The organism is Variovorax sp. RO1, from assembly GCF_002849325.1.
GTDB lineage: Bacteria > Pseudomonadota > Gammaproteobacteria > Burkholderiales > Burkholderiaceae_C > Variovorax.
Window position 1 is genome coordinate 86,793 of sequence record NZ_PKMT01000007.1, and the last position, 25,135, is coordinate 111,927.

The 25,135-nt window shown below is 67.5% G+C and carries 25 protein-coding genes and 1 tRNA gene; 19 read left to right on the forward strand and 7 right to left on the reverse strand.

The genetic code is table 11. From position 1 onward, the window contains the following. Window positions 1–25: 25 nt before the first annotated feature. Genes CY658_RS27295 through CY658_RS27310 form a run of 4 tightly spaced genes read left to right on the forward strand, consistent with a single transcriptional unit; the run spans window position 26 to window position 3,743 of the window. On the forward strand, window positions 26–955 hold the full coding sequence (locus CY658_RS27295) for a branched-chain amino acid ABC transporter permease (protein WP_056572297.1): 930 nt from the start codon (window positions 26–28) through the stop codon (window positions 953–955). 13 nt (window positions 956–968) lie between these two features. After that, window positions 969–2,177: a branched-chain amino acid ABC transporter permease gene (locus CY658_RS27300; RefSeq protein WP_101493175.1), complete on the forward strand. Its 1,209-nt coding sequence runs from the start codon at window positions 969–971 to the stop codon at window positions 2,175–2,177. Between the two features lie 17 nt (window positions 2,178–2,194). Beyond that, complete coding sequence (locus CY658_RS27305) at window positions 2,195–2,968, forward strand: ABC transporter ATP-binding protein (protein WP_101493176.1); 774 nt, start codon at window positions 2,195–2,197, stop codon at window positions 2,966–2,968. A gap of 1 nt (window position 2,969) precedes the next feature. Then, window positions 2,970–3,743 carry an ABC transporter ATP-binding protein gene (locus CY658_RS27310; protein ID WP_225616932.1) on the forward strand — a complete coding sequence of 258 codons (774 nt, stop codon included), beginning with the start codon at window positions 2,970–2,972 and terminating at the stop codon, window positions 3,741–3,743. 59 nt (window positions 3,744–3,802) lie between these two features. On the opposite strand, the gene CY658_RS27315 is transcribed toward CY658_RS27310, so the two are convergent. Together CY658_RS27315 and CY658_RS27320 are read right to left on the reverse strand one after the other, a co-directional pair. Beyond that, window positions 3,803–4,261 carry a (2Fe-2S)-binding protein gene (locus tag CY658_RS27315; RefSeq protein WP_056572291.1) on the reverse strand — a complete coding sequence of 153 codons (459 nt, stop codon included), beginning with the start codon at window positions 4,259–4,261 and terminating at the stop codon, window positions 3,803–3,805. Between the two features lie 11 nt (window positions 4,262–4,272). Next, entirely contained in the window at window positions 4,273–6,468 is a 2,196-nt protein-coding gene (locus tag CY658_RS27320) for a xanthine dehydrogenase family protein molybdopterin-binding subunit (protein WP_101493177.1), read from the reverse strand. A gap of 156 nt (window positions 6,469–6,624) precedes the next feature. On the opposite strand from CY658_RS27320, the gene CY658_RS27325 reads away from it, so the two are divergent. Beyond that, the gene (locus CY658_RS27325) at window positions 6,625–7,401 is read left to right on the forward strand and encodes a Crp/Fnr family transcriptional regulator (protein ID WP_101493178.1); all 777 of its coding nucleotides are present in this window, start codon (window positions 6,625–6,627) and stop codon (window positions 7,399–7,401) included. Here the strand turns inward: CY658_RS27325 and CY658_RS27330 are convergent. Both CY658_RS27330 and CY658_RS27335 read right to left on the reverse strand, forming a co-directional pair. Further along, window positions 7,373–8,350 (reverse strand): Bug family tripartite tricarboxylate transporter substrate binding protein, encoded by a 978-nt coding sequence (locus CY658_RS27330; protein ID WP_101493179.1) that lies wholly within the window; start codon window positions 8,348–8,350, stop codon window positions 7,373–7,375. The genes CY658_RS27325 and CY658_RS27330 overlap by 29 nt on opposite strands. Before the next feature lie 37 nt (window positions 8,351–8,387). Next, the gene (locus tag CY658_RS27335) at window positions 8,388–9,452 is read right to left on the reverse strand and encodes a CDP-6-deoxy-delta-3,4-glucoseen reductase (RefSeq protein ID WP_101493180.1); all 1,065 of its coding nucleotides are present in this window, start codon (window positions 9,450–9,452) and stop codon (window positions 8,388–8,390) included. 73 nt (window positions 9,453–9,525) lie between these two features. Between CY658_RS27335 and CY658_RS27340 the strand changes: the two genes are divergently transcribed. The 3 genes from CY658_RS27340 (at window position 9,526) to CY658_RS27350 (ending at window position 11,442) form a co-directional block, all read left to right on the forward strand. Next, window positions 9,526–10,461 carry an NAD-dependent epimerase/dehydratase family protein gene (locus CY658_RS27340; protein ID WP_101493181.1) on the forward strand — a complete coding sequence of 312 codons (936 nt, stop codon included), beginning with the start codon at window positions 9,526–9,528 and terminating at the stop codon, window positions 10,459–10,461. Window positions 10,462–10,474: 13 nt separating this feature from the next. Further along, window positions 10,475–10,897 (forward strand): RidA family protein, encoded by a 423-nt coding sequence (locus tag CY658_RS27345; protein WP_101493182.1) that lies wholly within the window; start codon window positions 10,475–10,477, stop codon window positions 10,895–10,897. Window positions 10,898–10,992: 95 nt separating this feature from the next. Continuing rightward, a complete protein-coding gene (locus CY658_RS27350) occupies window positions 10,993–11,442 on the forward strand; it encodes a GAF domain-containing protein (protein ID WP_101493183.1) in 450 nt (149 codons plus the stop codon). Window positions 11,443–11,545: 103 nt separating this feature from the next. On the opposite strand, the gene CY658_RS27355 is transcribed toward CY658_RS27350, so the two are convergent. Then, window positions 11,546–11,630: transfer RNA gene (locus tag CY658_RS27355), tRNA-Leu, on the reverse strand. A 41-nt stretch (window positions 11,631–11,671) separates the two neighbouring features. Between CY658_RS27355 and cysM the strand changes: the two genes are divergently transcribed. The 3 genes from cysM to CY658_RS27370 all read left to right on the forward strand — a co-directional run bounded on the left by cysM (window position 11,672) and on the right by CY658_RS27370 (window position 13,433). Then, the gene (gene cysM / locus CY658_RS27360) at window positions 11,672–12,574 is read left to right on the forward strand and encodes a cysteine synthase CysM (RefSeq protein ID WP_099795456.1); all 903 of its coding nucleotides are present in this window, start codon (window positions 11,672–11,674) and stop codon (window positions 12,572–12,574) included. Window positions 12,575–12,640: 66 nt separating this feature from the next. Next, window positions 12,641–13,216, forward strand: a complete 576-nt coding sequence (locus CY658_RS27365) for an NUDIX domain-containing protein (RefSeq protein WP_101493184.1) — start codon at window positions 12,641–12,643, stop codon at window positions 13,214–13,216. Continuing rightward, a complete protein-coding gene (locus CY658_RS27370) occupies window positions 13,206–13,433 on the forward strand; it encodes a sulfurtransferase TusA family protein (RefSeq protein ID WP_099795458.1) in 228 nt (75 codons plus the stop codon). Before CY658_RS27365 ends, CY658_RS27370 begins: the two co-directional genes overlap by 11 nt. Before the next feature lie 70 nt (window positions 13,434–13,503). On the opposite strand, the gene galU is transcribed toward CY658_RS27370, so the two are convergent. Both galU and CY658_RS27380 read right to left on the reverse strand, forming a co-directional pair. After that, window positions 13,504–14,397, reverse strand: coding sequence for a UTP--glucose-1-phosphate uridylyltransferase GalU (gene galU, locus CY658_RS27375; RefSeq protein ID WP_099795459.1), 894 nt, complete (start codon window positions 14,395–14,397; stop codon window positions 13,504–13,506). Between the two features lie 101 nt (window positions 14,398–14,498). Beyond that, window positions 14,499–17,369 (reverse strand): valine--tRNA ligase, encoded by a 2,871-nt coding sequence (locus CY658_RS27380; RefSeq protein WP_101493185.1) that lies wholly within the window; start codon window positions 17,367–17,369, stop codon window positions 14,499–14,501. Window positions 17,370–17,474: 105 nt separating this feature from the next. Between CY658_RS27380 and yaaA the strand changes: the two genes are divergently transcribed. The 8 genes from yaaA to CY658_RS27420 all read left to right on the forward strand — a co-directional run bounded on the left by yaaA (window position 17,475) and on the right by CY658_RS27420 (window position 25,081). Further along, the gene (gene yaaA, locus CY658_RS27385) at window positions 17,475–18,257 is read left to right on the forward strand and encodes a peroxide stress protein YaaA (RefSeq protein ID WP_101493186.1); all 783 of its coding nucleotides are present in this window, start codon (window positions 17,475–17,477) and stop codon (window positions 18,255–18,257) included. After that, window positions 18,257–19,099 carry a 2OG-Fe(II) oxygenase gene (locus CY658_RS27390; RefSeq protein WP_101493187.1) on the forward strand — a complete coding sequence of 281 codons (843 nt, stop codon included), beginning with the start codon at window positions 18,257–18,259 and terminating at the stop codon, window positions 19,097–19,099. Before yaaA ends, CY658_RS27390 begins: the two co-directional genes overlap by 1 nt. A gap of 25 nt (window positions 19,100–19,124) precedes the next feature. Continuing rightward, on the forward strand, window positions 19,125–20,024 hold the full coding sequence (locus tag CY658_RS27395) for an alpha/beta fold hydrolase (protein WP_101493188.1): 900 nt from the start codon (window positions 19,125–19,127) through the stop codon (window positions 20,022–20,024). Next, the gene (gene queF / locus CY658_RS27400) at window positions 20,021–20,890 is read left to right on the forward strand and encodes an NADPH-dependent 7-cyano-7-deazaguanine reductase QueF (protein ID WP_101493189.1); all 870 of its coding nucleotides are present in this window, start codon (window positions 20,021–20,023) and stop codon (window positions 20,888–20,890) included. Before CY658_RS27395 ends, queF begins: the two co-directional genes overlap by 4 nt. 135 nt (window positions 20,891–21,025) lie before the next feature. Then, window positions 21,026–21,931, forward strand: a complete 906-nt coding sequence (locus tag CY658_RS27405; protein ID WP_101493190.1) for an SDR family NAD(P)-dependent oxidoreductase — start codon at window positions 21,026–21,028, stop codon at window positions 21,929–21,931. A gap of 79 nt (window positions 21,932–22,010) precedes the next feature. Beyond that, window positions 22,011–22,901, forward strand: coding sequence for a LysR substrate-binding domain-containing protein (locus CY658_RS27410; protein WP_101493191.1), 891 nt, complete (start codon window positions 22,011–22,013; stop codon window positions 22,899–22,901). A gap of 13 nt (window positions 22,902–22,914) precedes the next feature. After that, a complete protein-coding gene (locus CY658_RS27415; RefSeq protein ID WP_101493192.1) occupies window positions 22,915–23,802 on the forward strand; it encodes a LysR family transcriptional regulator in 888 nt (295 codons plus the stop codon). A gap of 124 nt (window positions 23,803–23,926) precedes the next feature. Further along, entirely contained in the window at window positions 23,927–25,081 is a 1,155-nt protein-coding gene (locus tag CY658_RS27420; protein ID WP_101493193.1) for a mandelate racemase/muconate lactonizing enzyme family protein, read from the forward strand. Window positions 25,082–25,135 lie beyond the last annotated feature (54 nt).

Genomic DNA, 25,135 nt, shown 5'->3' on the forward strand with positions numbered 1-25,135 from the left:
GGTGCAACACATAGGGAATCGCGTTATGGAAATATTGCTGCAGCAGATCATCAACGGTCTGGTTCTCGGCAGCATGTATGCCTTGATAGCCTTGGGCTACACCATGGTGTACGGCATCATCAATCTGATCAATTTTGCGCACGGTGAAGTGCTGATGGTGGGGGCGCTCACAAGCTGGACCATCATCGGGCTCATGAAGGACGGCATGCCCAACACACCGGGCTGGCTGATTCTTCTCGTCGCGTTGATCATTGCCTGCGTCGTCGCGGCAAGCCTCAACTTCGTGATCGAAAAAGTGGCCTACCGGCCGCTGCGCAACAGCCCCAAGCTCGCACCGCTCATCACCGCCATCGGCGTGTCGATCCTGCTGCAGACGCTGGCCATGATCATCTGGAAGCCGACCAACAAGGCTTACCCCAACCTGCTGCCGACCGACCCCATCCACGTGGGCGGCGCCGTGATCTCGCCGACGCAGGTCATGATCCTCAGCGTCACGGCGTTCTCGCTCGTGGTGCTGATGTGGCTGGTCAACTACACCAAGCTCGGCCGCGCGATGCGCGCCACCGCCGAGAACCCGCGCGTCGCGGCGCTCATGGGCATCCGGCCCGACATGGTCATCTCGGCCACCTTCATCATCGGCGCCGTGCTCGCAGCCATCGCCGGCGTGATGTACGCATCGAACTACGGCATCGCGCAACACGCGATGGGCTTCCTGCCCGGCCTCAAGGCCTTCACCGCGGCCGTGTTCGGCGGCATCGGCAACCTGGCCGGCGCAGTGGTCGGCGGCATCCTGCTGGGCCTCATCGAGGCCATCGGCTCCGGCTACATCGGCACCCTCACGGGTGGCGTGCTGGGCAGCAACTACAGCGACATCTTCGCTTTCATCGTGCTGATCGTGATGCTCACGCTGCGGCCTTCGGGTCTGCTCGGCGAGCGCGTGGCGGACCGGGCCTGAGGAGCAGCACACCATGAAAAACAGCAAGAACCTCGCGCTCTACATCCTCGGCGTGGTCGCCGTGCTGGCGCTGCCGATCCTGTTGCAGACCCAAGGCAATGCCTGGGTGCGCATCGCCGACATCGCATTGCTCTACGTGATGCTCGCGCTCGGCCTGAACATCGTGGTCGGCTATGCCGGCCTGCTCGACCTGGGCTACGTGGCCTTTTTTGCGGTCGGCGCGTACCTCTACGCGTTGATGGGCTCGTCGCACCTCTCGGACACCTTTCCGTGGTTCAAGGCGATGTTCCCGAACGGGCTGCACACCTCGCTCCTGATTGTGGTTCCACTCGCGCTGGTGGTGGCCGGGGTGCTCGGCGCGATGCTGGGGGCGCCCACGCTGAAGCTGCGCGGCGACTACCTCGCGATCGTCACGCTCGGCTTCGGTGAAATCATCCGGGTGTTCCTGAACAACCTCGACCAGCCGATCAACATCACCAACGGGCCGAAGGGCATCACGGCGATCGACTCCATCAAGTTCTGGGGCCTCGACCTCGGCAAGGCGTGGAAGTTCGACGGCTTCACGATCTCCTCGGTCACGCTGTACTACTACCTGTTCCTGGCGCTGGTGGTGGCCACCATCATCATTTCGCACCGGCTGCAGATCTCGCGCATCGGCCGCGCCTGGATGGCCATCCGCGAAGACGAAATCGCTGCCAAGGCGATGGGCATCAACACCCGCAACATGAAGCTGCTGGCCTTCGGCATGGGCGCCAGCTTCGGCGGCGTGTCGGGCGCGATGTTCGCGGCCTTCCAGGGCTTCGTGTCGCCCGAGTCCTTCAGCCTGATGGAGTCGGTGATGATCGTCGCCATGGTCGTGCTGGGCGGCCTCGGGCACCTGCCCGGCGTCATTCTGGGCGCCGTGCTGCTGGCCGCGCTGCCCGAAGTGCTGCGCTACGTGGCGGGCCCGCTGCAGGCGCTGACCGACGGCCGCCTCGACGCGTCCATCCTGCGCCAGCTGTTCATTGCGCTGGCCATGATCATCATCATGCTGATGCGCCCGCGCGGCCTGTGGCCTTCGCCGGAACACGGCAAGACATTGACCAAGAAGAACGGCGCGCCCATCGACCCGACCCATGCGGCCGTGGCGCCCGGTTCGCTGCAGACCCATGCACCGGGCATCGACAGCCCCGCTGACGAAGTGCCGGGTGCGGCATCGCGTCCCATGTCCATCAATCCGTGAGCCCAGGAAACACAGACATGACGACAGACACCATCCTCGAAGTTCGCGGCATCTCCAAGCGTTTCGGTGGGCTGCAGGCCCTCTCCGACGTGGGCATCACCATCAAGCGCGGTCAGGTCTACGGCCTGATCGGGCCGAACGGCGCCGGCAAGACGACCTTCTTCAACGTGATCACCGGGCTGTACACGCCCGACAGCGGCACCTTCGAGCTGGCCGGCAAGCCCTATCAGCCGACGGCCGTGCACGAAGTGGCCAAGGCCGGCATTGCGCGCACCTTCCAGAACATCCGCCTCTTCGCCGAAATGACGGCGCTCGAGAACGTGATGGTCGGGCGCCACATCCGCACGCACTCCGGCGTGTTCGGCGCGATGCTGCGCACCAAGGGCTTCAAGGCCGAAGAAGCGGCCATCGCCAAGCGCGCACAAGAGCTGCTCGACTACGTGGGCATCGGCAAGTTCGCCGACTACAAGGCGCGCACGCTGAGCTACGGCGACCAGCGCCGCCTCGAGATCGCCCGCGCACTGGCCACCGACCCCCAGCTCATCGCGCTGGACGAGCCGGCCGCCGGCATGAACTCGACCGAGAAGGTCTTGCTGCGCGAGCTCATCGACCGCATCCGCAAGGACAACCGCACGATCCTGATCATCGAACACGACGTCAAGCTCATCATGGGCCTGTGCGACCGCGTCACCGTGCTCGACTACGGCAAGCAGATTGCCGAGGGCAACCCGGTCGAGGTACAGAAGAACGAAAAGGTGATCGAGGCCTACCTCGGCACCGGAGGACATTGAGATGAGCACCGCAGAAGCAACGATGGCAACCACGACGGCAGCGGCCGCCGCCAAGGCCGCAGGCAAGAACCTGCTCAAGGTTCGCGGCCTGAAGGTGGGCTACGGCGGCATCCAGGCCGTGAAGGGCGTGGACTTCGACGTGTTCGAGGGTGAGCTGGTCTCGCTCATCGGCTCCAACGGCGCCGGCAAGACCACCACCATGAAGGCCATCACCGGTACGCTGCCGGCCGGCGCGGGCGAGATCGAGTTCATGGGCCGCAGCATCAAGGGCCGCGGCGCCTGGGACCTGGTGGGCGAGGGCCTCGTGATGGTGCCCGAGGGCCGCGGCGTGTTCACGCGCATGACGATCACCGAGAACCTGCAGATCGGCGCCTACATCCGCAACGACAAGGCCGAGATCGCGAGCGACATGGAGCGCGTGTTCGTGACCTTCCCGCGCCTGCGCGAGCGCAAGGACCAGCTGGCCGGCACGATGTCGGGCGGCGAACAGCAGATGCTGGCCATGGGCCGCGCACTCATGGCGCGCCCGAAGGTGCTGCTGCTCGACGAACCCACCATGGGCCTGTCGCCGATCATGTGCGACAAGATCTTCGAGGTGGTGCAGACCGTGGCCTCGCAGGGCGTCACGATCCTGCTGGTGGAGCAGAACGCCAACCGCGCGCTGCAGCTGGCCGACCGTGGTTACGTCATGGAGTCGGGCCTCATCACGATGAACGGCGACGCCAAGGAACTGCTGCGCGATCCGCGCGTGCGCGCCGCCTACCTCGGCGAGTAAGCGCCAGCCAGTGCCAACCGGCCAGCACCGCAGCGCGCGGTGGCTGGCCGTTTTTACGTCTATCCCATCATCGCGGCGGCGGCCTTGATCGCCTCGCGGATGCGGCCGTAGGTGCCGCAGCGGCACACGTTCTCGATGGCGTCGATGTCGGCATCCGTCGGGGTGCGGGTGCGGCGCAGCAGGTCGACCGCGGCCATGATCTGGCCCGGCTGGCAGAAGCCGCATTGCGGCACATCGAGGTTCATCCAGGCCTGCTGCACGGGGTGCAGCGTGTTGCCGTTGGCCAAGCCCTCGATGGTCGTCACCTGGCGGCCGCGCACGTCGGACACGCGCACCGAGCAGGTCGTCACGGCCTTGCCGTCGACGTGGCAGGTGCAGGCCTTGCACACGTTGATGCCGCAGCCGTACTTCGGGCCGGTGATGCCGAGCTTGTCACGCAGCACCCACAGCAGCGCCAGGTCGTCGGGCGCCTCGACGTCGACGTTCTGGCCGTTCACCTTGAAAGATTGCACAGGCATGGTGGGTCTCCTCAGGCGGGAATCGGAACGTTGACGGGCGTGGGCAGCTTGCCCGGCGGGATCGGCGTGAAGTCGACCGGGAAGTTCAGCGGGAAGCTGCGCGGCTTGATGCCGGTGGCGCGCCCATAGGCGTTGGCGATCGCACCCGAGCTCGCCGACAGGCCGACCTCGCCCAGGCCGCCGATGGCCTCGCCATTGGCCGGCATGATGATGATCTTCACGTCCTTCGGGTAGTGCTTCATGCGCGAGAAGTGGTACTGCGAGTAGCTGCCTTCCAGCGGCAGGCCGTTCTGGATGTGCAGGCCTGCGGTGAGCACCAGCGCGATCGACTCGCACAGCCCGCCCTGCAGCTGCGCCTCGATGCCCGAGGGGTTGATCGGCGTGCCGACATCGATGGCGATGGTCGCGCGCACCACGCGGGCCTGCGCCGGCACGCGCGCATCGATCTCGACGATGCAGGCCGTGAACGACTTCGACTCCTGGTGCACGGCCACGCCCTGCGCAAAGCCCGCCGGCATCGCCTTGCCCCACTGCGCGGCCTCTGCCACGGCCTTCAGCACCGCGCGGGCGCGCGGCAGGCGCAGGTACTCGAGCCGGAAGGCGATCGGGTCCTTGCGCGCGGCGCGGGCCATCTCGTCGACCAGGATCTCTTCCACCAGCCGCGCGGGCTGGATGTGCACAGAGCGGTACGAGCAGGTGTTCATGTCCATCGCCACCGGCGTCAGCAGCTTGGTCGTGACGCCGAAGTTGTACGGCGAGGTCACCATGGTCTTGAACATCACCTGTTCGATCGCGAAGTTGCCTACCGTCTGCGGGAAGGCATTGGGCAGTGCGATGGCGGCGGCCTCGAGCATGTTGCCGAAGCCGTGGCGCGTGTCCAGCCGCACGCTGGCGATGCGCTGCTCGAAGGCTATGACCTGGCCCAGCAGCATCGTGGCGCGCGCCTTCTGGTAGATCGGCGGGCGGATGCGCGTGTGGCGCATGTCGTCGGTGCGGTGGTACATCAGGCGGCAGGGGCGCCCCAGCGCCTTCGACACCTGGATCGCCTGCAGCACCGGGTCCCAGAACAGGCGCCGCCCGAAGGAGCCGCCCGAGGGCACCGCATGCACGACCACCTTGTTCAGCGGCAGGCCCAGTTCGGCGGCCACCGCCTGCTGGGTGACGATGGGGCTCTGCAGCCCGGCCCAGATCTCGGCGCGATCAGCGCGCACATCGGCAATCGCGCATTCGACTTCCATCGGGCAGTGCGCGGCCGGCGCGAACTCGAACTCGGCCTCGACCGTCAGCGCACCCAGCGGCGGCAGCGCAAAGGGCAGCAGCGACGACTTCAGCTTGCGCATGATGGTGGCGTTCGACTCGCCATCGAGCGGCCCTGCGGCCCAGGTCACGTCGAGCGCGTTCACGGCGGCCCAGGCCTGACCGAAGGTCTCGGCCATCACCGCCACGCCCGGTGGCGTCGGCGTGATGCCGTTGGTCGACGGAATCGGCACCACGCCGATCACACCCGGCATCGCCATCACCGTGTTCATGTTGTTGATGCCGACGAACTTGCCGTTGATGGTTGGCGGGCGCCGCACCATCGTCGGCTTGGCGTTGGGCACCGCCTGGTCGAGCGTGAACTTCTTGCGCCCGGTGACGATGTCGAGTGCATCGAGCCGCGTCACGCGCTGCCCGACCACCGAGGGCGTGGAGCCCGAGAGCAGGCCGCCGAGGCCGCCCAGCAGCGGCATGCCCGCGTGCATCGAGCGCACGCTCGACGAGCCGCCCGTGAGCTGGTTCCAGATCAGCTCGGGGCTCGCGTCGGCCGACGTGACTTCGATGGCGCTCAGCGGCAGGCGCAGCTTGTCGGCCAGCATCATGGCGCTGGCCGTGGCGATGCCTTGGCCCACTTCGAGGCGCGGCAGCGCGAGCCGCACGCGGCCGTCGCCGGTGTTCGTCACCTTCACGAGCGGCATGGTCGGCAGCGACGTGAGCGTGACCGCGTCGCCGATGTCGATCAGGTCGGTGGTGTCGGGCGGGGTCATGGGCAGCAGCGCAGCGACCGCTGAGGCGGGCGCCGTGAGGGCACCGAGCCCCGCGATGCCGGCCGCCGCCGAGGCCAGTGGCGCGGCCGTGGCATAGCCCAATACATCGCGCCGGCGCAGGCCGTGCGCATCCCCGTCGTCCGGTCCGCGCGCGGGGCGCGGGTCCTTGTTCGAACGCTTCATCGTTGTCTCCTTGTTGTTTGGCGAACGCGAATGACTGTGGCACCATCGCCGCGCCGAAGATGTCGTTGCAACGACACTTCTTACGGTACCCCGCCGACCGGCGCCTGCGACGGATCGGCCGATGCGATGTCACGAGGGAAGACAGCAGGAGGCGCGATGTCGGACGCGTTGGAGAACATGCTCCGCGAGAGCTTGTGGGCGCGCTCGCTCACGGACGACGAACTCGATCGCGTCGTGCAGGAGTCGCACGAGCGCGTGGTCCCGGCCGGCGGCTTCGTCGTGCGGCGCGGCGAGCCCGCTGATCACTGGATCGGCGTGATCGACGGCCTCATGAAGATGTCGGTGTCGCTGCCCGACGGGCGCGTGTCCACATTCACCGGCGTGACCGCTGGCGGCTGGGGCGGCGAAGGTTCTCTGCTCACCCCCGGATGCTGGCGCTACGACGGCGTGGCGCTGCGGCCGACGCGCGTGGCCTGCGTGCCGCGACACAGCTTCGAGCGGCTGATGTCCACCAGCATCGACTTCAATCGGTTTCTGTTGTTACACATCAATGCGCGACTGAGCCTGTTCATCGGCCTCATGGAGTTCGATCGGCTGCTCGGTCCGGACGCGCGCGTGGCGCGTTGCCTGGCCAGCCTGTTCGACCCCATCCTCTATCCGCGCGCGACCCGTTTCGTGCGGCTGAGCCAGGATGAGATCGGCCTCTTGTCGGCGGTGTCGCGCCAGCGTGCCAACCGCGCGCTGCATGCGCTGCAGCGCGACGGCCTGTTGCGCATCGAACACGGTGGCGTGGAAGTGCTCGACCTCGCGGGCCTGCGCACGTACCAGAGCGGGGCGGCCGAAGCGGCGGCGGCCGTTGCGGCGGCCACCGACACAGAAGCAAGCGCGCCCCTGGACGACCTCGTCAGTCCACCTTCGCCCCGGTGGCCTTGACCACCTTCTCGTACTTGACCAGTTCGCTCTTCATGAAGCTGCCGAACTGCTCGGACGAGTTGCCGACCGGCTCGGCCAGCATCGAGGCGAAACGGGTCTTCGTTTCCGGCGCGTTCAGCGCGGCGACGAAGGCCTGATTCAGTTTTGCGACCACGTCGGGCGGCGTGCCGGCCGGCGCGACCAGGCCCCACCACGTGTCGATCGAGAAGCCCTTGAGCGTGTCGGCCACGGGCGGCACGTCGGGCAGGGCGCTGCTGCGCTGGAGCGTCGTGACCGCAATCGCCTTCAGCTTGCCCGAGCGGATGTTCGGTGCGGCCGTGGCGAGGTTGTCGAAGTTGAAATCGACCTGGCCCGAGAGCAGCGCGAGCTGCGCCGGGTTGCCGCCGTTGTACGGAATGTGCACCGCGAAGATGCCCGCTTCTTTCTTGAACAGCTCGCCCGCGAGGTGGCCGGCGCTGCCGTTGCCGCCGCTGGCGTAGTTGAGCTTGGCCGGGTTGGCCTTGGCGTAGCGGATCAGGTCGGCCAGCGTGCGGATGTTCAGGCGGTTGGCCGTTTCGGCATTCATGACCAGCACGTTGGGCACGCGCACCATCTGCGTGATGGGTGCGAAGTCGGTCGCGGCGTTGAACGGCATCTTGCTGTACAGCCACGGGTTCACCGCGTTCGTGGCCGTGGCCGCGATGCCGATGGTGAGGCCGTCCGCCGGCGCCTTGGCGACGAAGTCGGCGCCGATGTTGCCGCCCGCGCCGGGCTTGTTGTCGATGATGACCGGCCCACCCAGCGTGTCCTTCACCTGCTCGGCCAGGATGCGCGCCGTGTTGTCGATCGGGCCGCCGGCCGCGTAGGGCACGATGAGGCGGATCGGGCGATGTTGTTGAGCCACCGCGTGGCCGGTTGCGAGCGTCGCTGCGCCGGCGATCAGGGTCAGGAGGAAGTGTCTCGTCTTCATGTTGTTCTACGGAAAAAGAAAAGGGGAACGCGAAGGCTCAGGGCAGCGCCTTGTCGGCTTCGGTGGTGAAGGCGTCGGCGAAGAACTCTTCTTCCGGCAGGCCGGCCAGCGCCACGTAATCGCGCTTGGCCGAGTCGACCACGATCGGCGCGCCGCAGGCATACACCTGATGGCCCGACAGGTCCGCGAAGTCTTCCAGCACCGCCTGGTGGACGAAGCCGGTGCGGCCGGTCCAGTTGTCTTCGGGCGTCGCGTTCGACACCACCGGCACGTAGCGCAGGTTCGGCATTTCGGCCAGCTGCGCGCGCAGCCAGGCGTCCATGTACAGGTCTTCGGGGCGGCGTCCACCCCAGTACACCGTGGCGGGCCGGTCGATGCCCTTGAACTTCATGTGCTCGAGCAGCGCCTTGATCGGCGCGAAGCCCGTGCCCGAAGCCAGCAGGATCAGCGGCTTGTCGGAGTCCTCGCGCAAGAAGAAGCTGCCGAACGGGCCTTCGATGCGCAGGATTTCCTTTTCCTTCATCGCGCCGAAGACGTGGTCGGTGAACTTGCCGCCCGGCAGGTGGCGCAGGTGCAGTTCGAGGCCCGTGCCCGGCACGGCGACCGTGTGCGGTGCATTGGCCATCGAGTAGCTGCGCCGCGCGCCGTCGCGCAGGATGAACTCCACGTACTGGCCCGCATGGAACTGCAGCGGCTCGCCGGCCGGCAGCTGCAGGCGCAGCAGGATCACGTCGTGCGACTGGCGTGTGAGCGCCATCACGCGCACCGGCATCTTGCGGATCGGCAGCGCGCCGGCCTCGGTGACCTGGCGCGACTCCAGCACCACGTCGCTCGTCGGGTGGGCGCAGCAGGTCAGCACGTAGCCGGCCAGTTGCTCCTCGGCGCTCAGCGCCTTGCTCTGGTGCGGGCCGAGCGTGACCTCGCCCGACAGCTTCTTGCACTTGCAGGAACCGCAGGCGCCGTCCTTGCAGCCGTAGGGGAGGCCGATGCCCTGGCGGATGCCCGCGGCGAGGATCGTTTCGTCGCCCTGGACCACGAAGTGGCGCCCGCTGGGTTCGACGGTGATGGAAAAGCCCGCTTCGTGCGGCGCTGTAGCAGTCATCGGTATTCTTCGGGGGTGAACTTTCCCGGCTGCGTGCGGCCGGGACAACTGAAAAGAGACAGGAACCCGGATTTTGCCTTCAATCAATAGCCCCTCCGGCGCACTGCCGGCCCGGTTCCGGCGCGAGCGCCTGCTGATCGTCGGCTGCGGTGACATCGGCCAGCGCGTGGCACGCGACCTGCGCGGGCGCATGCAGCTGGTCGCACTCACGTCCTCGGCCGACCGCGTCGCGGCGCTGCGCGCGGCCGGCATCCGGCCTTTGGTGGGCAACCTGGACGACAGCGCCACCCTGCGTCGGCTGGCGGGCATCGCCACCCGCGTGCTGCATCTGGCGCCGCCCGCGCGCGACGGCGGGGCCGCCTGGTGGCGCGACCAGCGCACCGTGTCGCTGGCGCAGGCGCTGCGGCTGCGCTCGCTGCCCTCGTCGCTGGTCTACGGTTCGACCAGCGGCGTGTACGGCGACTGCGGCGGCGCGCGCGTGAGCGAAACGCGCGGCGTGCGCCCCGACACCCCGCGCTCCCACCGGCGCGTCGATGCCGAGCGCGCCGTGCGCTGGTTCGGCCGCAGCACCGGCGTGCGCGCCAGCATCCTGCGCATTCCGGGCATCTACGCGCCCGACCGCGAGAACGGCACCCCGCGCGGCCGCCTGGAGCGCGGCACGCCGGTGCTGCGCCGCGAGGACGACGTCTACACCAGCCACATCCACGCCGACGACCTCGCGCGCGCCTGCATGGCGGCGCTGTTCCGCGGCAAGCCCCAGCGCGTGGTGCATGCGTCGGACGACACCGAACTGCGCATGGGCGACTACTTCGACCTGGCCGCCGACCTCTACGGCATGCCCCGCCCGCCGCGCGTGGCGCGCGACGAGGCGCAGCGGCAGCTGCCGGTGCAGTTGCTGAGCTTCATGGGCGAATCGCGCCGGCTCGACAACACGCGGCTCAAGCGAGAGCTGCGCGTGCGGCTGGCGCACCCGACGGTGCATACCGGCCTGCAGCCGGCAGAAGCCTGAAAGGACGCCACCCGTGAGCAAACAGAGCGTCCGCATCCCCGACGGCCATCCGACCTTCGGCTCGACCGCCGTCTTCGACACCTTCAAGTACGCGCCCGGCGTGAAGGCCGGCGGCCTGCTGTTCGTGGCGGGGCAGGTCGGCCTGCGTGCGGACGGCAGCGTGCCCGACAGCGCCGCGGAACAGGCCGACTGGGCTTTCCGGCGGTTGGGTGTCGTGCTCGAAAGCGCGGGACTCGGCTTCGCCGACCTGGTGGAGATCGTGAGTTATCACGTGGACGTCGGCAGCGAACTCGCGGGCTTTCGCGAAGTGAAGGACCGCTACATCACCGAGGATTTCCCGGCGTGGACGATCCTCGGCGTGGCGGCGCTGGCGCGGCCGGCGCTGCGAGTGGAGATTCGCGCGGTGGCGGCGTTGAAGACCGCGCAGGCGGGCTGACCGAAGCGGGTGCCCGGGGCCGGCATCGCAGACCGAGCCGGGCGTACCATGGCGGGACGGGTGCCAGATCGAACCCGTCGAAGCGAACGAAACGTATGCCAAAAACAATTGAAACGTTGCTTGCCGATCAAGGCGCGCAGGCGGTCCTCGCCTACTTGAACGCGCGTGTACCGCATCGGTACACCGGGATCTACAAGATTCGCTCCGACCTGGTCACGAGCCTTTATCTGCATGACAAGCAAGGCGAACTGATCCCCGAAAACATTGCCGTCGTTCCCTTCGAGGCGAGCATCTGTCCCTTTGTGTTGCGTGACGGGTGGTTCCGGACCGACGACTCGAGTGCGGACGAACGCTTTGCAACGCATCCCGGGCGGGACTACACCATCAGCTACCACGGCGTTCCGTTGTTGAACCCTGCAGGCGCGGTCGCCGGGACCTTGTGTCACTTCAACTTCACGGCCGTTCCGCTGCCGGACGACGAGTTCGAGCTGCTTCACCGGGCCGCCTTGTCGCTCCAGGTGAAGCTCGCTGGCGTTCTTGGCTAGGGAGGGGCATTGCCCGGTCCGAGAGGGCTCGAAGCAAAGAAAAACCCGCTGCGCCGATGAAGCGAGCGGGTTTCTTGATGTGGGGTGAGACGCTGTCGTCTCATGGTGCCCGGGGCCGGAATCGAACCGGCACACCTTTCGGTGGGGGATTTTGAGTCCCCTGCGTCTACCAATTTCACCACCCGGGCACATCCGGAAGGAAGCCCAAAATTATGGCACAGTGGCTGGCATGAATTATCCGACGATCGAAGACGCCATCGGCAAGACCCCCCTGGTTGCCCTGCAACGCATCCACGCGGCAGAAAACGCCAAGCGCGGCAACGTGATTCTCGGGAAGCTCGAAGGCAACAACCCGGCGGGTTCGGTCAAGGACCGGCCGGCGCTGTCGATGATCAAGCGGGCCGAGGAACGCGGTGAAATCAAGCCCGGCGACACGCTGATCGAGGCCACTTCGGGCAACACCGGTATCGCGCTGGCGATGGCCGCGGCCATCAAGGGCTACCGCATGGTGCTGATCATGCCGGAGGACCTCTCGGTGGAACGCGCCCAGACCATGAAGGCCTTCGGCGCCGAGCTGGTGCTCACGCCCAAGAGCGGCGGCATGGAATACGCGCGCGACCTGGCCGAGCAGATGGTCGGCCAGGGCAAGGGCCGCGTGCTCGACCAGTTCGCCAACCCCGACAACCCGCGCATCCACTACGAGACCACCGGCCCCGAGATCTGGACCGACACACAGGGCAAGATCACGCATTTCGTGAGCGCCATGGGCACCACGGGCACCATCACCGGTGTCTCGCGCTACCTGAAGGAAAAGAACCCGGCGGTCCGCATCGTCGGTGCGCAGCCGGCCGAAGGCTCGCGCATTCCCGGCATCCGCAAGTGGCCCACTGAATACCTGCCGAAGATCTACGACCCGAGTTGCGTCGACGAAGAAATCAGCGTGACCCAGGACGACGCCGAGGAAATGTGCCGGCGCCTCGCACGCGAAGAGGGCATCTTCGGCGGCATCTCGGCAGCCGGCGCGCTGTGGGCGGCCATCGAGGTGTCGAAGAAGGTCGAGAACGCGACCATCGTCTTCGTCGTGTGCGATCGCGGCGACCGCTACCTGTCGACGGGCGTCTTCCCCGCCTGATCCCGCTGTCCTGCTGCGGCGCTTTCATCGGCGCCGCAAGCCCTGAGAAAAAAACAGAGACTCCCCATGCCCCACCCCAAGTTTTGCCAAGCTTGTGCCACCCCGCTCGAATGGATCGCGTTGATGGAAGACGGCGGTCCCAAGGAGCGCCTGCGCTGCCCCAACTGCGGCCACACGCACTGGAACAACCCCACGCCCGTGCTCGCGGCCATCGTCGAGTACCGCGGTCAGGTGCTGCTGGCGCGCAATGCGGCCTGGCCGGGCAAGATGTTTGCGCTCATCACCGGCTTCATGGAAGCTGGCGAGACGCCCGAGGAGGGCATCGCGCGCGAGGTGAAGGAAGAAACCAACCTCGACGTGAGCGCGACGAAGCTCGTCGGGGCCTACGACTTCCAGCGCATGAACCAGATCATCATCGCGTACCACGTGGTGGCCGACGGCGAGGTGAAGCTCTCGCCCGAGCTGGTGGACCACCGCCTCTACGACCTGCCCGACCTGCGGTGCTGGCCCGCCGGCACCGGCTATGCGCTGGCCGACTGGCTGCGCACGCGCGGCCACGAGCCCGTGTTTTTCACCGCTGCGGAAAACGAAGAACGTCGCCGCGGCCTGAATCTGCCGCCGGAGCCTGGCAATGCAAGTTGACCGCGAAATCGACACGCGCGGCCTCAACTGCCCGCTGCCGATCCTGAAGGCGAAGAAATCGCTCAACGACATGGCGAGCGGCCAGCTGCTGAAGGTGGTGTCGACCGACCCGGGCTCGGTGCGCGACTTCCAGGCCTTTGCGCGCCAGACGGGTAACGAGCTGATGGCGCAGGAGACCGTGGGCAGCGACTTCATCCACGTGCTGAAGCGGCGATAGCGCGCTGCTGGTAATCGTCAAAAAGAAAGGGGCCTCACGGCCCCTTTTTCGTTGGTGCTTCTGAGCGCTCTCACAGCTTCAGGCTCTTGAGGTACTCGCGGAACTGCTCGCCCACCTCCGGGTGCGCCAGCGCCAACTCCACCGAGGCCTGCAGGAAGCCTTCCTTGCTGCCGCAGTCGTAGCGGACGCCCTTGTACGCATAGGCGTAGACCGATTCCTTCTTCATCAGCGCGGCGATGCCGTCGGTCAGCTGGATCTCGCCGCCCGCGCCCTTGGGCTGGTTGCGGATCTCGTCGAACACGCCGGGCGTGAGGATGTAGCGGCCGGCCACGCCCAGGCGCGAGGGCGCGTCTTCGGGCTTGGGCTTCTCGACCATGCGGTTGACCTTCACGAGGCCCTCTTCCACGGTCTCGCCGGCCACGATGCCGTAGCGCTTGACGTGTTCCAGCGGCACTTCCTGCACGGCCAGCACCGAGGCGCCCAGGCGCGCGAAGGCTTCGGTCATCTGTGCCAGCACCGGCAGGCCGCCAGCAGGGCCGACCATCAGGTCGTCCGCCAGCAGCACGGCGAAGGGCTCGTTGCCCACCAGGTGTTCGGCACACAGCACGGCGTGGCCCAGGCCCAGCATGCGCGGCTGGCGCACGTACGAGCAGGTCATGTCGTCGGGCGACACCGAGCGGGCGATTTCAAGCAGCGCGTGCTTGCCGCTGGCTTCGAGCTGGCTTTCGAGCTCGTAGGCGGTGTCGTAGTGGTCTTCGATCGCACGCTTGTTGCGCCCGGTCACAAAAATCATGTCGCGGATGCCCGCGGCATAGGCCTCTTCGACGGCGTACTGGATCAGCGGCTTGTCGACAACCGGCAGCATTTCCTTCGGCTGCGCCTTGGTGGCGGGCAGAAAGCGGGTGCCGAAGCCTGCAACAGGGAATACGGCCTTGCGGATGCGTGTCGGGGAAGAAGTGGACATGGGCGGTTCAGTGTCGTTTCAAAGAGGAAAGAAGAGGGTTGGGAGAGGATGCAGCGCAAAGCCTGCATCCGCATCCTAAGCCCCCACTCTGGCCTCGTCTGTCAGCCGAGGCGTACAAGCTGGTCGCGCAGGCGCTCCAGCGTGGCGGTGAAATCGGCCAGGCGCGTGCGCTCCTGTTCGATCACGGCGGGCGGCGCCTTGGCCACGAAGGCCTCGTTGCCGAGCTTGCCGTGCACCTTGGCGATCTCGCCCTCGATGCGTGCAATTTCCTTGCCGATGCGCAGCTTCTCGGCCGCCTTGTCGATCTCCATGTGCAGGCACAGGCGCGTCGCGCCCACCACCGCCACGGGCGCGGCTTCGGCGGCGGCCTGCCACGAGGCCTCGTCGTCGAACACCTTCACTTCCTTGAGCTTGGCCAGCGCCTGCAGCACCGGGGCCGCGTCGCGCAGGAAGGCCGCGCCCTCGGCGTCGTCGGCCACCGCGTACAGCGGCAGGCGCGTGGCGGGCGACACGTTCATCTCGCCGCGCAGCGTGCGGCAGGCGTCGACCAGCGCCTTCAGGCGCGCCACGTGCGCCTCGGCCGCTTCGTCGATCTTCTCGGGCTGGCTCTGCGGATAGGCCGCGATCATGATCGACGCGCCTTCACGGCCCGCGACCTTCGAGACCTTCTGCCAGAGCGCTTCGGTGATGAACGGGATGATCGGATGCGCCAGGCGCAGCAGCGCCTCGAGCACGCGGATCAGCGTGCGGCGCGTGGCGCGCTTTTGCGCGTCGTCGCCGGTCTGGATCTGCACCTTGGCAATCTCGAGGTACCAGTCGCAGAACTCGTCCCAGGCGAACTGGTAGATCGCGTTGGCCACGTTGTCCAGGCGGTATTCCTCGAAGCCCTTGGCCACTTCGGCTTCCACACGCTGCAGCTGCGACACGATCCAGAAGTCGGCGCGGCTGAACTTCAGGTAGCCGTGCGCCTTGCCGCCGACCTGGCAGTCTTCCTTGGTGTGTTCGAGCAGGCCGCAGTCCTGGCCTTCGCAGTTCATCAGCACGAAGCGCGTGGCGTTCCACAGCTTGTTGCAGAAGTTGCGATAGCCCTCGCAGCGCTTCGAGTCGAAGTTGATGCTGCGGCCCAGCGAGGCCAGCGAGGCAAATGTGAAGCGCAGCGCATCGGCACCGAAGGCCGGAATGCCGTCCGGGAATTCCTTCTGCGTGTTCTTGCGCACCGCCGGTGCGGTCTCGGGCTTGCGCAGGCCCTGCGTGCGCTTGTCGAGCAGCTGGGGCAACTCGATGCCGTCGATCAGGTCGACCGGGTCGAGCACGTTGCCTTCGGACTTGCTCATCTTCTTGCCCTGGGCGTCGCGCACCAGGCCGTGGATGTACACGTCCTTGAACGGCACCGTGCCCATGAAGTGCTTGGTCATCATGATCATCCGGGCGACCCAGAAGAAGATGATGTCGTAGCCCGTGACGAGCACGGTCGAGGGCAGGTACAGCGCCAGGTCTTGCGTCTTCTCGGGCCAGCCCAGCGAAGAGAAGGGCACCAGCGCCGACGAGTACCAGGTGTCGAGCACGTCTTCGTCGCGCGTGAGCGTCTTGCCCGGTGCCTTGGCTTGTGCCTCGGCTTCGGTTTCGGCCACGTACACCGTGCCGTCTTCGTCGTACCAGGCGGGAATCTGGTGGCCCCACCAGAGCTGGCGCGAGATCGTCCAGTCCTGGATGTTCTCCATCCAGTGGTTGTAGGTGTTGACCCAGTTCTCGGGCACGAAGCGCACCTCGCCCGACTTCACCACGTCGATCGCCTTCTGCGCGATTGACTGGCCGTCGGCGCCGGGGCGCGTCATGGCCACGTACCACTGGTCGGTGAGCATCGGCTCGACCACCGCGCCCGAGCGCGCGCAGCGCGGCACCATCAGGCGGTGCTTCTTCACCTCGACCAGCAGGCCCAGCGCCTCGAGGTCGGCCACGACGGCCTTGCGTGCCACGAAGCGGTCCAGGCCGCGGTACTTTTCAGGCGCGTTGTCGTTGATGGTCGCGTCGAGCGTCAGGATGCCGATCACCTCGAGCTTGTGGCGCTGGCCGACGGCATAGTCGTTGTAGTCGTGCGCGGGCGTCACCTTCACCACGCCGGTGCCGAACTCCTTGTCGACGTAGTCGTCGGCAATGATCGGAATCAGTTTGTCCACCAGCGGCAGCTTCACGTGCTTGCCGATCAGGTGCTTGTAGCGTTCGTCTTCGGGGTGGACCATCACGGCCGTGTCGCCGAGCATGGTTTCGGGGCGCGTGGTGGCCACCGTGAGCGTGCCGCTGCCGTCTTCGAGCGGGTAGGCGATGTGCCAGAGCGAGCCGTCTTCTTCCTCGCTCTCGACTTCGAGGTCGCTCACCGAGGTCTTGAGCACGGGGTCCCAGTTGCCCAGGCGCTTGCCGCGGTAGATCAGGCCTTCTTCATAGAGCTTCACGAAGGTGTGCGTGACCACCTTCGAGAGGTCGTCGTCCATCGTGAAGTATTCGCGGCTCCAGTCGACCGTGTCGCCCATGCGGCGCATCTGCTCGGTGATGGTGCTGCCCGACTTTTCCTTCCACTCCCACACGCGCGCCACGAAGTTCTTGCGGCCCAGGTCGTGGCGGCTGACCTTCTGCTCCTGCAGCTGGCGCTCCACCACGATCTGGGTGGCGATGCCCGCGTGGTCGGTGCCCGGCACCCACAGCGTATTGGCGCCCTTCATGCGGTGGTAGCGCGTGAGGCTGTCCATGATCGTCTGGTTGAACGCATGGCCCATGTGCAGCGTGCCCGTCACGTTGGGCGGCGGCAGCTGGATCGCGAACGACTCGGCGCCTTCCTTGGGCTGCTGCGTGCCGCGGAAACCCGCCTTGGCGTAGCCGCGCTGCTCCCATTCCGGGCCCCAGTGCGCCTCGATGGCGGCGGGTTCGAACGATTTGGAGAGGCTCTCGAGGCCGGGCTGGGAGGTAGGTTCGCTCATGGGGGATGCAAAACGGCACCCTCGGGTGCCGTTGGTGACAAGGTGGGATTGCCCGGGATTTTACCGGCGTGGCCCGGGGTAACCCCAGCCCCACATAATCGACCGATGCTGTTCCTGCTTTCCCCCGCGAAGTCGCTCGACTACGACACCCCCGTCCCTTCCGAAACCCCCGCCACCCAGCCCCATTTCGAAGCCCCGCGCGGCCCCTCGGCCGAACTCATCAAGCTGCTGCGCGAGAAGTCGCCCCAGGACATCGCCGAGCTGATGCACCTGTCGGACAAGCTCTCGGCCCTCAATGTGGCCCGCTACGCCGCCTGGGCGTCCAAGAGCACCGACAAGAACGCCCGCCAGGCCGCCTTCGCCTTCGACGGCGACGTCTACGGCGGTTTCGACGCCCGCAGCCTCACCGCCACCCAGCTCGCCTGGGCCCAGGACCACGTCGGCATCCTCAGCGGCCTGTACGGCCTGCTGCGCCCGCTCGACCGCCTGCAGCCTTACCGGCTCGAAATGGGCACCGCGCTGGCCAACCGCCACGGCAAGGACCTGTACGCCTTCTGGGGCTCGCGCATCGCCGAGCACCTGAACGAGCGCCTCGCGGCCGACCGCACGCCGGTCGTCATCAACGTCGCCTCGCAGGAGTACTTCAAGTCGGTCGACCAGAAAGTGCTCAAGGCGCGCGTGGTCGAATGCGTGTTCCAGGAATGGAAGGGCGACAAGTACAAGATCGTGAGCTTCTTCGCCAAGCGCGCCCGCGGCCTGCTGGCGCGCTGGGCCGTGCTGCACCAGGCGGCCACGCCCAAGGCGCTGGAAAAATTCGATCTCGAGGGTTATGGTTTCGACGCAAGCGTGTCGACAGCCGAAAGGCTGGTGTTCAGAAGGAAAGTCTGATGTCCCAAGCGATCAGTCCGGAATTGCGCGAATGGCTGGTGGCCCAGCTGGCCGCCGGTCATTCGGTGCCCGCACTGCGCATGTCGATGCGCGAGGCTGGCTGGCACGATTCGGCCACCGACGCGGCACTGGCCCAGCTCGAGGCCGGTTTCCCCGAGGCCGAGACAGCCCTGGCGCCGGCCCGCACCGAGATGCCCGGCCCCGACCTGGACGGCGCGCCGTTGTACATCGAGGCCGGCGACCGCCGCGTGCAGGTGCTGCAGACCGTGCGGCATCCGCGCGTCGTCGTGTTCGGCAACCTGCTGTCGGCCGAGGAATGCGAAGGCCTGATCGCTGCCGCGCGCGTGCGGCTGGCCCGTTCGCTCACCGTCGAGACCCGCACCGGCGGCGAGGTGCTCAACGTCGATCGCACCAGCGACGGCATGTTCTTCGAGCGCGGCGAGAACGAGATCGTCGCGCGCCTCGAGCAGCGCCTGGCCATGCTGCTGCGCTGGCCGCTCGAATACGGCGAGGGCCTGCAGATCCTGCGCTATGCGCCCGGCGCGCAGTACCGCCCGCACTACGACTATTTCGATCCGCACGAGCCCGGCACGCCCACCATCCTCAAGCGCGGCGGCCAGCGCGTGGCCACGCTCGTGATGTACCTGCAGGAGCCCGAGCAGGGCGGCGCCACCACCTTCCCCGACATCGGGCTCGAAGTGGCCCCGGTGCGCGGCACCGGCGTCTTCTTCAGCTACGACCGGCCCGACCCCGCCACCCGCACGCTGCATGGCGGCGCGCCGGTGCTGGCGGGCGAGAAGTGGGTCGCCACCAAGTGGCTGCGCGAGCGCGAATTCAAGTAGCAGAAAAAGAAACAACAGGGAACCGATGAAAGTCACCGCCAACGGCCTGCAGATCGAAGTCGACGACACCGGCGGCGAAGGGCGCCCCGTCATCCTGCTGATCATGGGGCTGGGCATGCAGCTCGTCGCCTGGCCCGACGGCTTCGTGCAGCAGCTGGTCGATGCCGGCTTTCGCGTGGTGCGCCACGACAACCGCGACATCGGCCTGAGCCAGGGCTTCGACCACCTCGGCACCGGCAACCTCGTGTGGGAAACCATCCGCCACCGCGTCGGCCTGAAGGTGCGCAGCGCCTACACGCTGCAGGACATGGCGCTCGATTCGCTCGGCGTGCTCGACGCGCTGGGCATCCAGAAGGCCCACATCGTCGGTGCCTCGATGGGCGGCATGATCGCGCAGCGCATCGCCGCCACCGCGCCCGAGCGCACCGCCAGCCTCGTGAGCATCATGAGCTCCAGCGGCGCGCGCGGCCTGCCGGGCCCGCGCCGCGAGGTCGGTGCCATGCTCATGCGGCGCCCGCGCAGCCACGAAGAGGCCGCGCTGGTCGCGCACAGCATCAAGCTGCTGCGGCTCATCCAGAGCCCGGCCTACCCGCAGACCGACGAGCAACTGGCCACGCGCCTCACCTTCAGCATGCGCCGCGCCTACCACCCAGCCGGCCTGATGCGCCAGATGCTGGCCATCGGCGCCGACGACGACCGCCCGCAGGTGCTGGCCCGCATCCAGCGCCCGACGCTGGTGCTGCACGGCGACGCCGACGCGCTCGTGCCCATCGCCTGCGGACAGGACTCCGCCCGCCGCATCTCCGGCGCGACCTTCACTGCCATTCCGGGCATGGGCCACGACCTGCCGCCCGAGGTCTGCACGATCCTCGCCAACCACATCGCTCCGTTCGCACACGCGGCGGATGCCGGAACCGCCCCATGAGCCACGACCCGACCAACCCCAACACCCCCGAGCAATCGCAGCTCGGCCGCGCCTCGGCCTACGCCGACAAGTACGACCCATCGCTGCTGTTCCCCATCGCACGCGCCACGCAGCGCGAAGCCATGGGCATCAAAGCCGGCGCCTTGCCCTTCTTCGGCGCCGACCTCTGGACCGCCTTCGAGCTGAGCTGGCTGAACCCGCGCGGCAAGCCGCAGGTGGCCATCGCGCACTTCACCATTCCCTGCGAAACGCCGAACATCATCGAGAGCAAGTCGTTCAAGCTGTACCTCAACAGCTTCAACAACAGCACCTTCGCCAGCATCGATGCCGTGCGCGAGCACCTGCGCACCGACCTCGCCGAAGCCGCATGGCGCGGCAGCGACCAGTCGGCCGGCATCGGCGTGAAACTGCTCACGCCCGACCTGTTCGACCGCGAGCCGGTGCACGAGATCGACGGCCTCGACCTCGACCGCCTCGACATCGAATGCACCCACTACCAGCCCGCGCCCGAACTGCTGAGCAGCGACACGACGCAGGTGCACGTGAACGAAACCCTCACCAGCCGCCTGCTCAAGAGCAACTGCCTCGTCACCGGCCAGCCCGACTGGGGCAGCGTGCAGATCCGCTACAGCGGCCCGCCCATCGACCAGGCCGGCCTGCTGGCGTACATCGTGAGCTTTCGCAACCACAACGAGTTCCACGAGCCCTGCGCCGAGCGCATGTTCACGGACATCTGGCGCCAGTGCCAGCCGACCAAGCTCGCGGTGTATGCGCGCTACACGCGGCGCGGCGGGCTGGACATCAACCCGTTCCGCACGAGCTGGCCGCAGACGCTGCCGGCGAACATCCGTACGGCGCGGCAGTAGCCAGCCAGCCGGCCTTCGCGCCGTCGCTTAAGCCCCTCTTCGGAATTCCTGAACCCGCAGCCCACCCCCTGTGGCATTCTGAAATTCCCCCGCGAACTCGCGGGCGAACGAACATCCGAAGCAGAGGCAAGACACATGGTTGAAGGAAAAGTGATCGTCGTCACCGGCGCGGGCGGCGGCATCGGGCGGGACATCGCACTGGCGATGGCGCGGCATGGCGCGAAGGTGGTGGTCAATGACATCGGCGCGGGGCTCGACGGGGCGGGCGGCAGTGCCGGGCCGGCGCAGCAGGTGGTCGAGGAGATCCGTGCGGCGGGCGGGCAGGCGGTGCCCAACACCGACAGCGTGGCCGAGGCCGCGAGCGCGGGGCGCATCGTGGAATGTGCGGTCGACAGCTTCGGGCGCATCGACGCGGTGGTCAACAACGCGGGCATCCTGCGCGACCGGTTCTTCCACAAGATGTCGGTCGACGAGTGGGACGCCGTGATCAAGGTGCACCTGTACGGCGCCTACTTCGTGAGCCGCGCGGCCGCGACGCACTTCAAGGAGCAGAACGCGGGTGCGCTGGTGCACATGACCTCCACCTCGGGCCTGATCGGCAACTTCGGCCAGGCCAACTACGCGGCGGCCAAGCTCGGCATCGCGGCGCTGTCGAAGTCCATCGCGCTGGACATGCTCAAGTTCAACGTGCGTTCCAACTGCATTGCGCCTTTCGCCTGGAGCCGCATGATCGGCGCGATTCCCACCGACACCGACGAGCAGCGTGCCCGCGTCGACAAGATCAAGCAGATGACGCCCGCCAAGGTGGCGCCGCTCGCGGTGTACCTGGCGAGCGATGCGGCAAGTGCGGTCAACGGCCAGATCTTCTCGGTGCGCAACAACGAGATCTCGCTCATCAGCCAGCCGCGCCCGGTGCGCTCCGTGCACCGCTCGGAAGGCTGGACGCCCGAGAGCATTGCCGAGCACGCCATGCCCGCGATGCGCGCCAGTTTCTTCCCGCTGGACCGCTCGGCCGACGTGTTCAGCTGGGACCCGGTCTGAGGACAAACCCGCAAGCGGCTGCAGGCGGCGCCGTTCGCCGGACAATGCGCGTTCCTCCCGCTTCCTTCGTGCCTGCCCGGTGAATCTGCACTTCGACCTGTTCGACCTGAAACTGTTCGTCTACGTGGCGGACGCGCGCAGCCTCACGCGCGGCGCCGAGAAGGCCTGCATCTCGCTGGCCGCCGCCTCCACGCGCATCAAGCAGATGGAAGAAGCGGTGGGCGGCAAGCTGCTGCACCGCAGCGCGCAGGGCGTCACGCTCACGGCCGCGGGGCAGGCGGTGCTGTACCACGCCAAGCGCGTGATGCAGCAGATGGAGCACCTGCGCTGCGACATGCAGGACTTCGGCAAGGGCATCAAGGGCCATGTGCGCGTGTTCGCCAACACCACCTCGATCACCGAGTACCTGCCGCAGAAGCTGGCGGGCTTTCTCACGCAGCACCCGGCCGTGCAGGTCGACCTGCGCGAATACCTGAGCGAGGAAATCGTGCGCGCCGTGGCCGACGGCGAGGCCGACATCGGCATCCTCGCGGGCGACGTGCACACCGGCGAGTTCGATGCGCGCCCCTTCGGCCGCAACCAGCTCGTGCTGGTGGTGCCGCCCACACACCCGCTGGCGGGCGCGTCGTCGGTGGCCTTTGCCGACACGCTCGACGAGCAGCACGTGGGCCTGCACCACGGCAGCGCGATCCACCGCTTTCTGCAGCGCCGCGCCGAACTCGCAGGGCGCGGCTTCAACCCGCGCATCCAGGTGAGCAGCTTCGAGGCCATCTGTCTGATGATCGAAGCGGGCGTGGGCGTCGGCGTGCTGCCGTCGTCGTCGGCGCACCGGCTGTCGATGGCGATGCGCATCTCGACCGTGGCGCTCAGCGACGCCTGGGCCGAGCGTGAGCTCAAGCTCATCGCGCGCAACCGCGAACAGCTGCCGGCCTCCGCGCGCGAGCTGTTCGATCACCTCATCCTGACCTGAGGCGCGACCGGCCATGTCCGCCGACCTGAAGTCGCTGCGCCTGTTCGTGGCCGTGTCCGACCACGGCAGCATCAGCGAAGGTGCCAAGCGCTGCCACATCGCGCTGGCGGCTGCCAGCAAGCGCATCTCCGATCTTGAAGCCCGTGCCCGGCTGCCGCTCTTGGTGCGCCATGCGCGCGGCGTCACGCTCACCTCGGCGGGCCATGGCCTGCTGCTGCATGCGCGTGCCGTGCTGTCGGCCATGGACCGGCTGGGCGCCGAGCTCGACGATTTCCAGAACGGCGTGGCGGGCGTGGTGAGCATCACGGCCAACGCCTCGACCATCGCGCAGTTTCTGCCGGCGCAGATCGGCTCGTTCCTGCGCCTGCACCCGGTGCTCAAGATCGACCTGCAGGAGCGCGCCAGCACCGAGGTGGTGAAGGCCGTGCAGGCCGGCCTGGCCGACATCGGCGTGATCGAGGGCCAGACGCCGGCCGACGGCCTCGAATGCCTGCCCTACCGCACCGACGAGCTGGCCGTGGTCGTCGCGCGCGACCACCCGCTGGCGCGCCGCAAGCGCATCGATGTGGCGGAGGTGCTGCGCCACGACCATATCGTGGTGCGCGAAGGCACGGCGCTGCACCGCGTGCTGCTCGCGGCCGCGCTCGAGGCGCAGGTGCCGCTCAAGGTGCGCATGCAGGTCGGCAGTTTCGACATGGTCTGCCGCATGGTGGAGCAGGGCGTGGGCATCGGCGTGCTGCCCTATGCGGCCATCCTGCCGCAGCTGCAGATTCTCAAGCTGCGCTGCCTCAAGCTCGACGCGCCCTGGGCGCTGCGCCGCCACCTGCTGTGCGTGCGCCGCCAGCAGGACCTCACAGCTGCCGCGCGCTCGGTGCTCGAACACCTCGGCCGTCCCGACTGAGCTGAGGCGGGCGGTCCATCGGGGCGACGAGCCTTCGCGCCGCGCGAAGGCTCGAACTCGCCAAAAACGAATTGTTCTCCTGCGGCCCTCGCGCAAAGATGCGTGCACACCAAAGGAGACACCCTTGAAGATCATTCGCGTCAGCGCCACGCCGCTGAACATTCCCGTGACCATCGACGTGGTCGGCCTGAACAAGCAGACCTCGCTGTCGCTGTGCCTCACCGAGATCGAGACCGACACCGGCCTCGTCGGCCACGGCATGACCGCCATCACCGAAGAAGAAATCATTGCCGCCGCCGTGCGCGAAGTGGCCGGCCCCGCGCTGATCGGCGAAGACCCGATGGCCACCGAGCGCCTGTGGGAGAAGCTCTACTGGCTGCTCTCGCCGCGCGGCCAGACCGGCTACGCGAGCCACACCATCGCCGCGCTCGACATCGCGCTGTGGGACCTCAAGGGCAAGGCGCTCGGCCAGCCGCTGTGGCGCCTGTTCGGCGGCGCACGCGCCAAGGTGCCGGTGTACGCCACCTTCGGCTTCGGCTTCTTCGAACGCGACCAGCTCGCCGCCGCCGCCAAGCTGTGGGTGTCGCAAGGCTTCCAGCGCCTGAAGATGACCGTCGGCAACCACGCCCTCGCGCGCCGCGACGAGCCGCGCCCGCTCGACGAAGTCATTGCCGAAGACGTGCGCCGCGTGGCCGCCGTGCGCGAGGCCGTGGGCCCCGACGTCAAGCTGTATGTCGATGCCAACTGCGGCCTCGACCTGTTCCACGCCACCGAACTCGCGCAGCGCATCGAGCCCTACGGCATCAGCTTCTTCGAGGAGCCGCTCACGCAGAACGACGTGCGCCAGATGGCCCAGCTGCGCGCACGCACGCGCATTCCGCTGGCCTGCGGCCAGAACGAGGGCCTGGCCTACCGCTTCCGCGACCTGCTGGTGAACCAGGCGGCCGACGTGCTGCAGCCCAACGTGACCATCTCGGGTGGCTACTCGCAGTGCCTGAAGATCGCGGGCATGGCCGCCGCCTTCAACGTGCCCATCGACAACGGCGGCGCCTGGCCCTTCCACAACATGCACCTGCATGCGGGCGTGTCGAACGGCGGGCTCGTCGAGTACCACTACGTCGCGGTGCAGATGCTCAAGCAGATCTTCGACGGCCTGCCCGTGCCCGACCAGGGCTGGCTCACGCTGCCCGAGGCGCCGGGCCTGGGCTTCACGCCCAACGCCGAGCGCGTGCGCGAACTCGCGAAGCTGCCCACGTCGCACGGCAAGGGAAAGGCCTGACGCGCAACGACACTTCAGATCACGACCAGGCCGCGCAGACGGCCGGCGAATCCC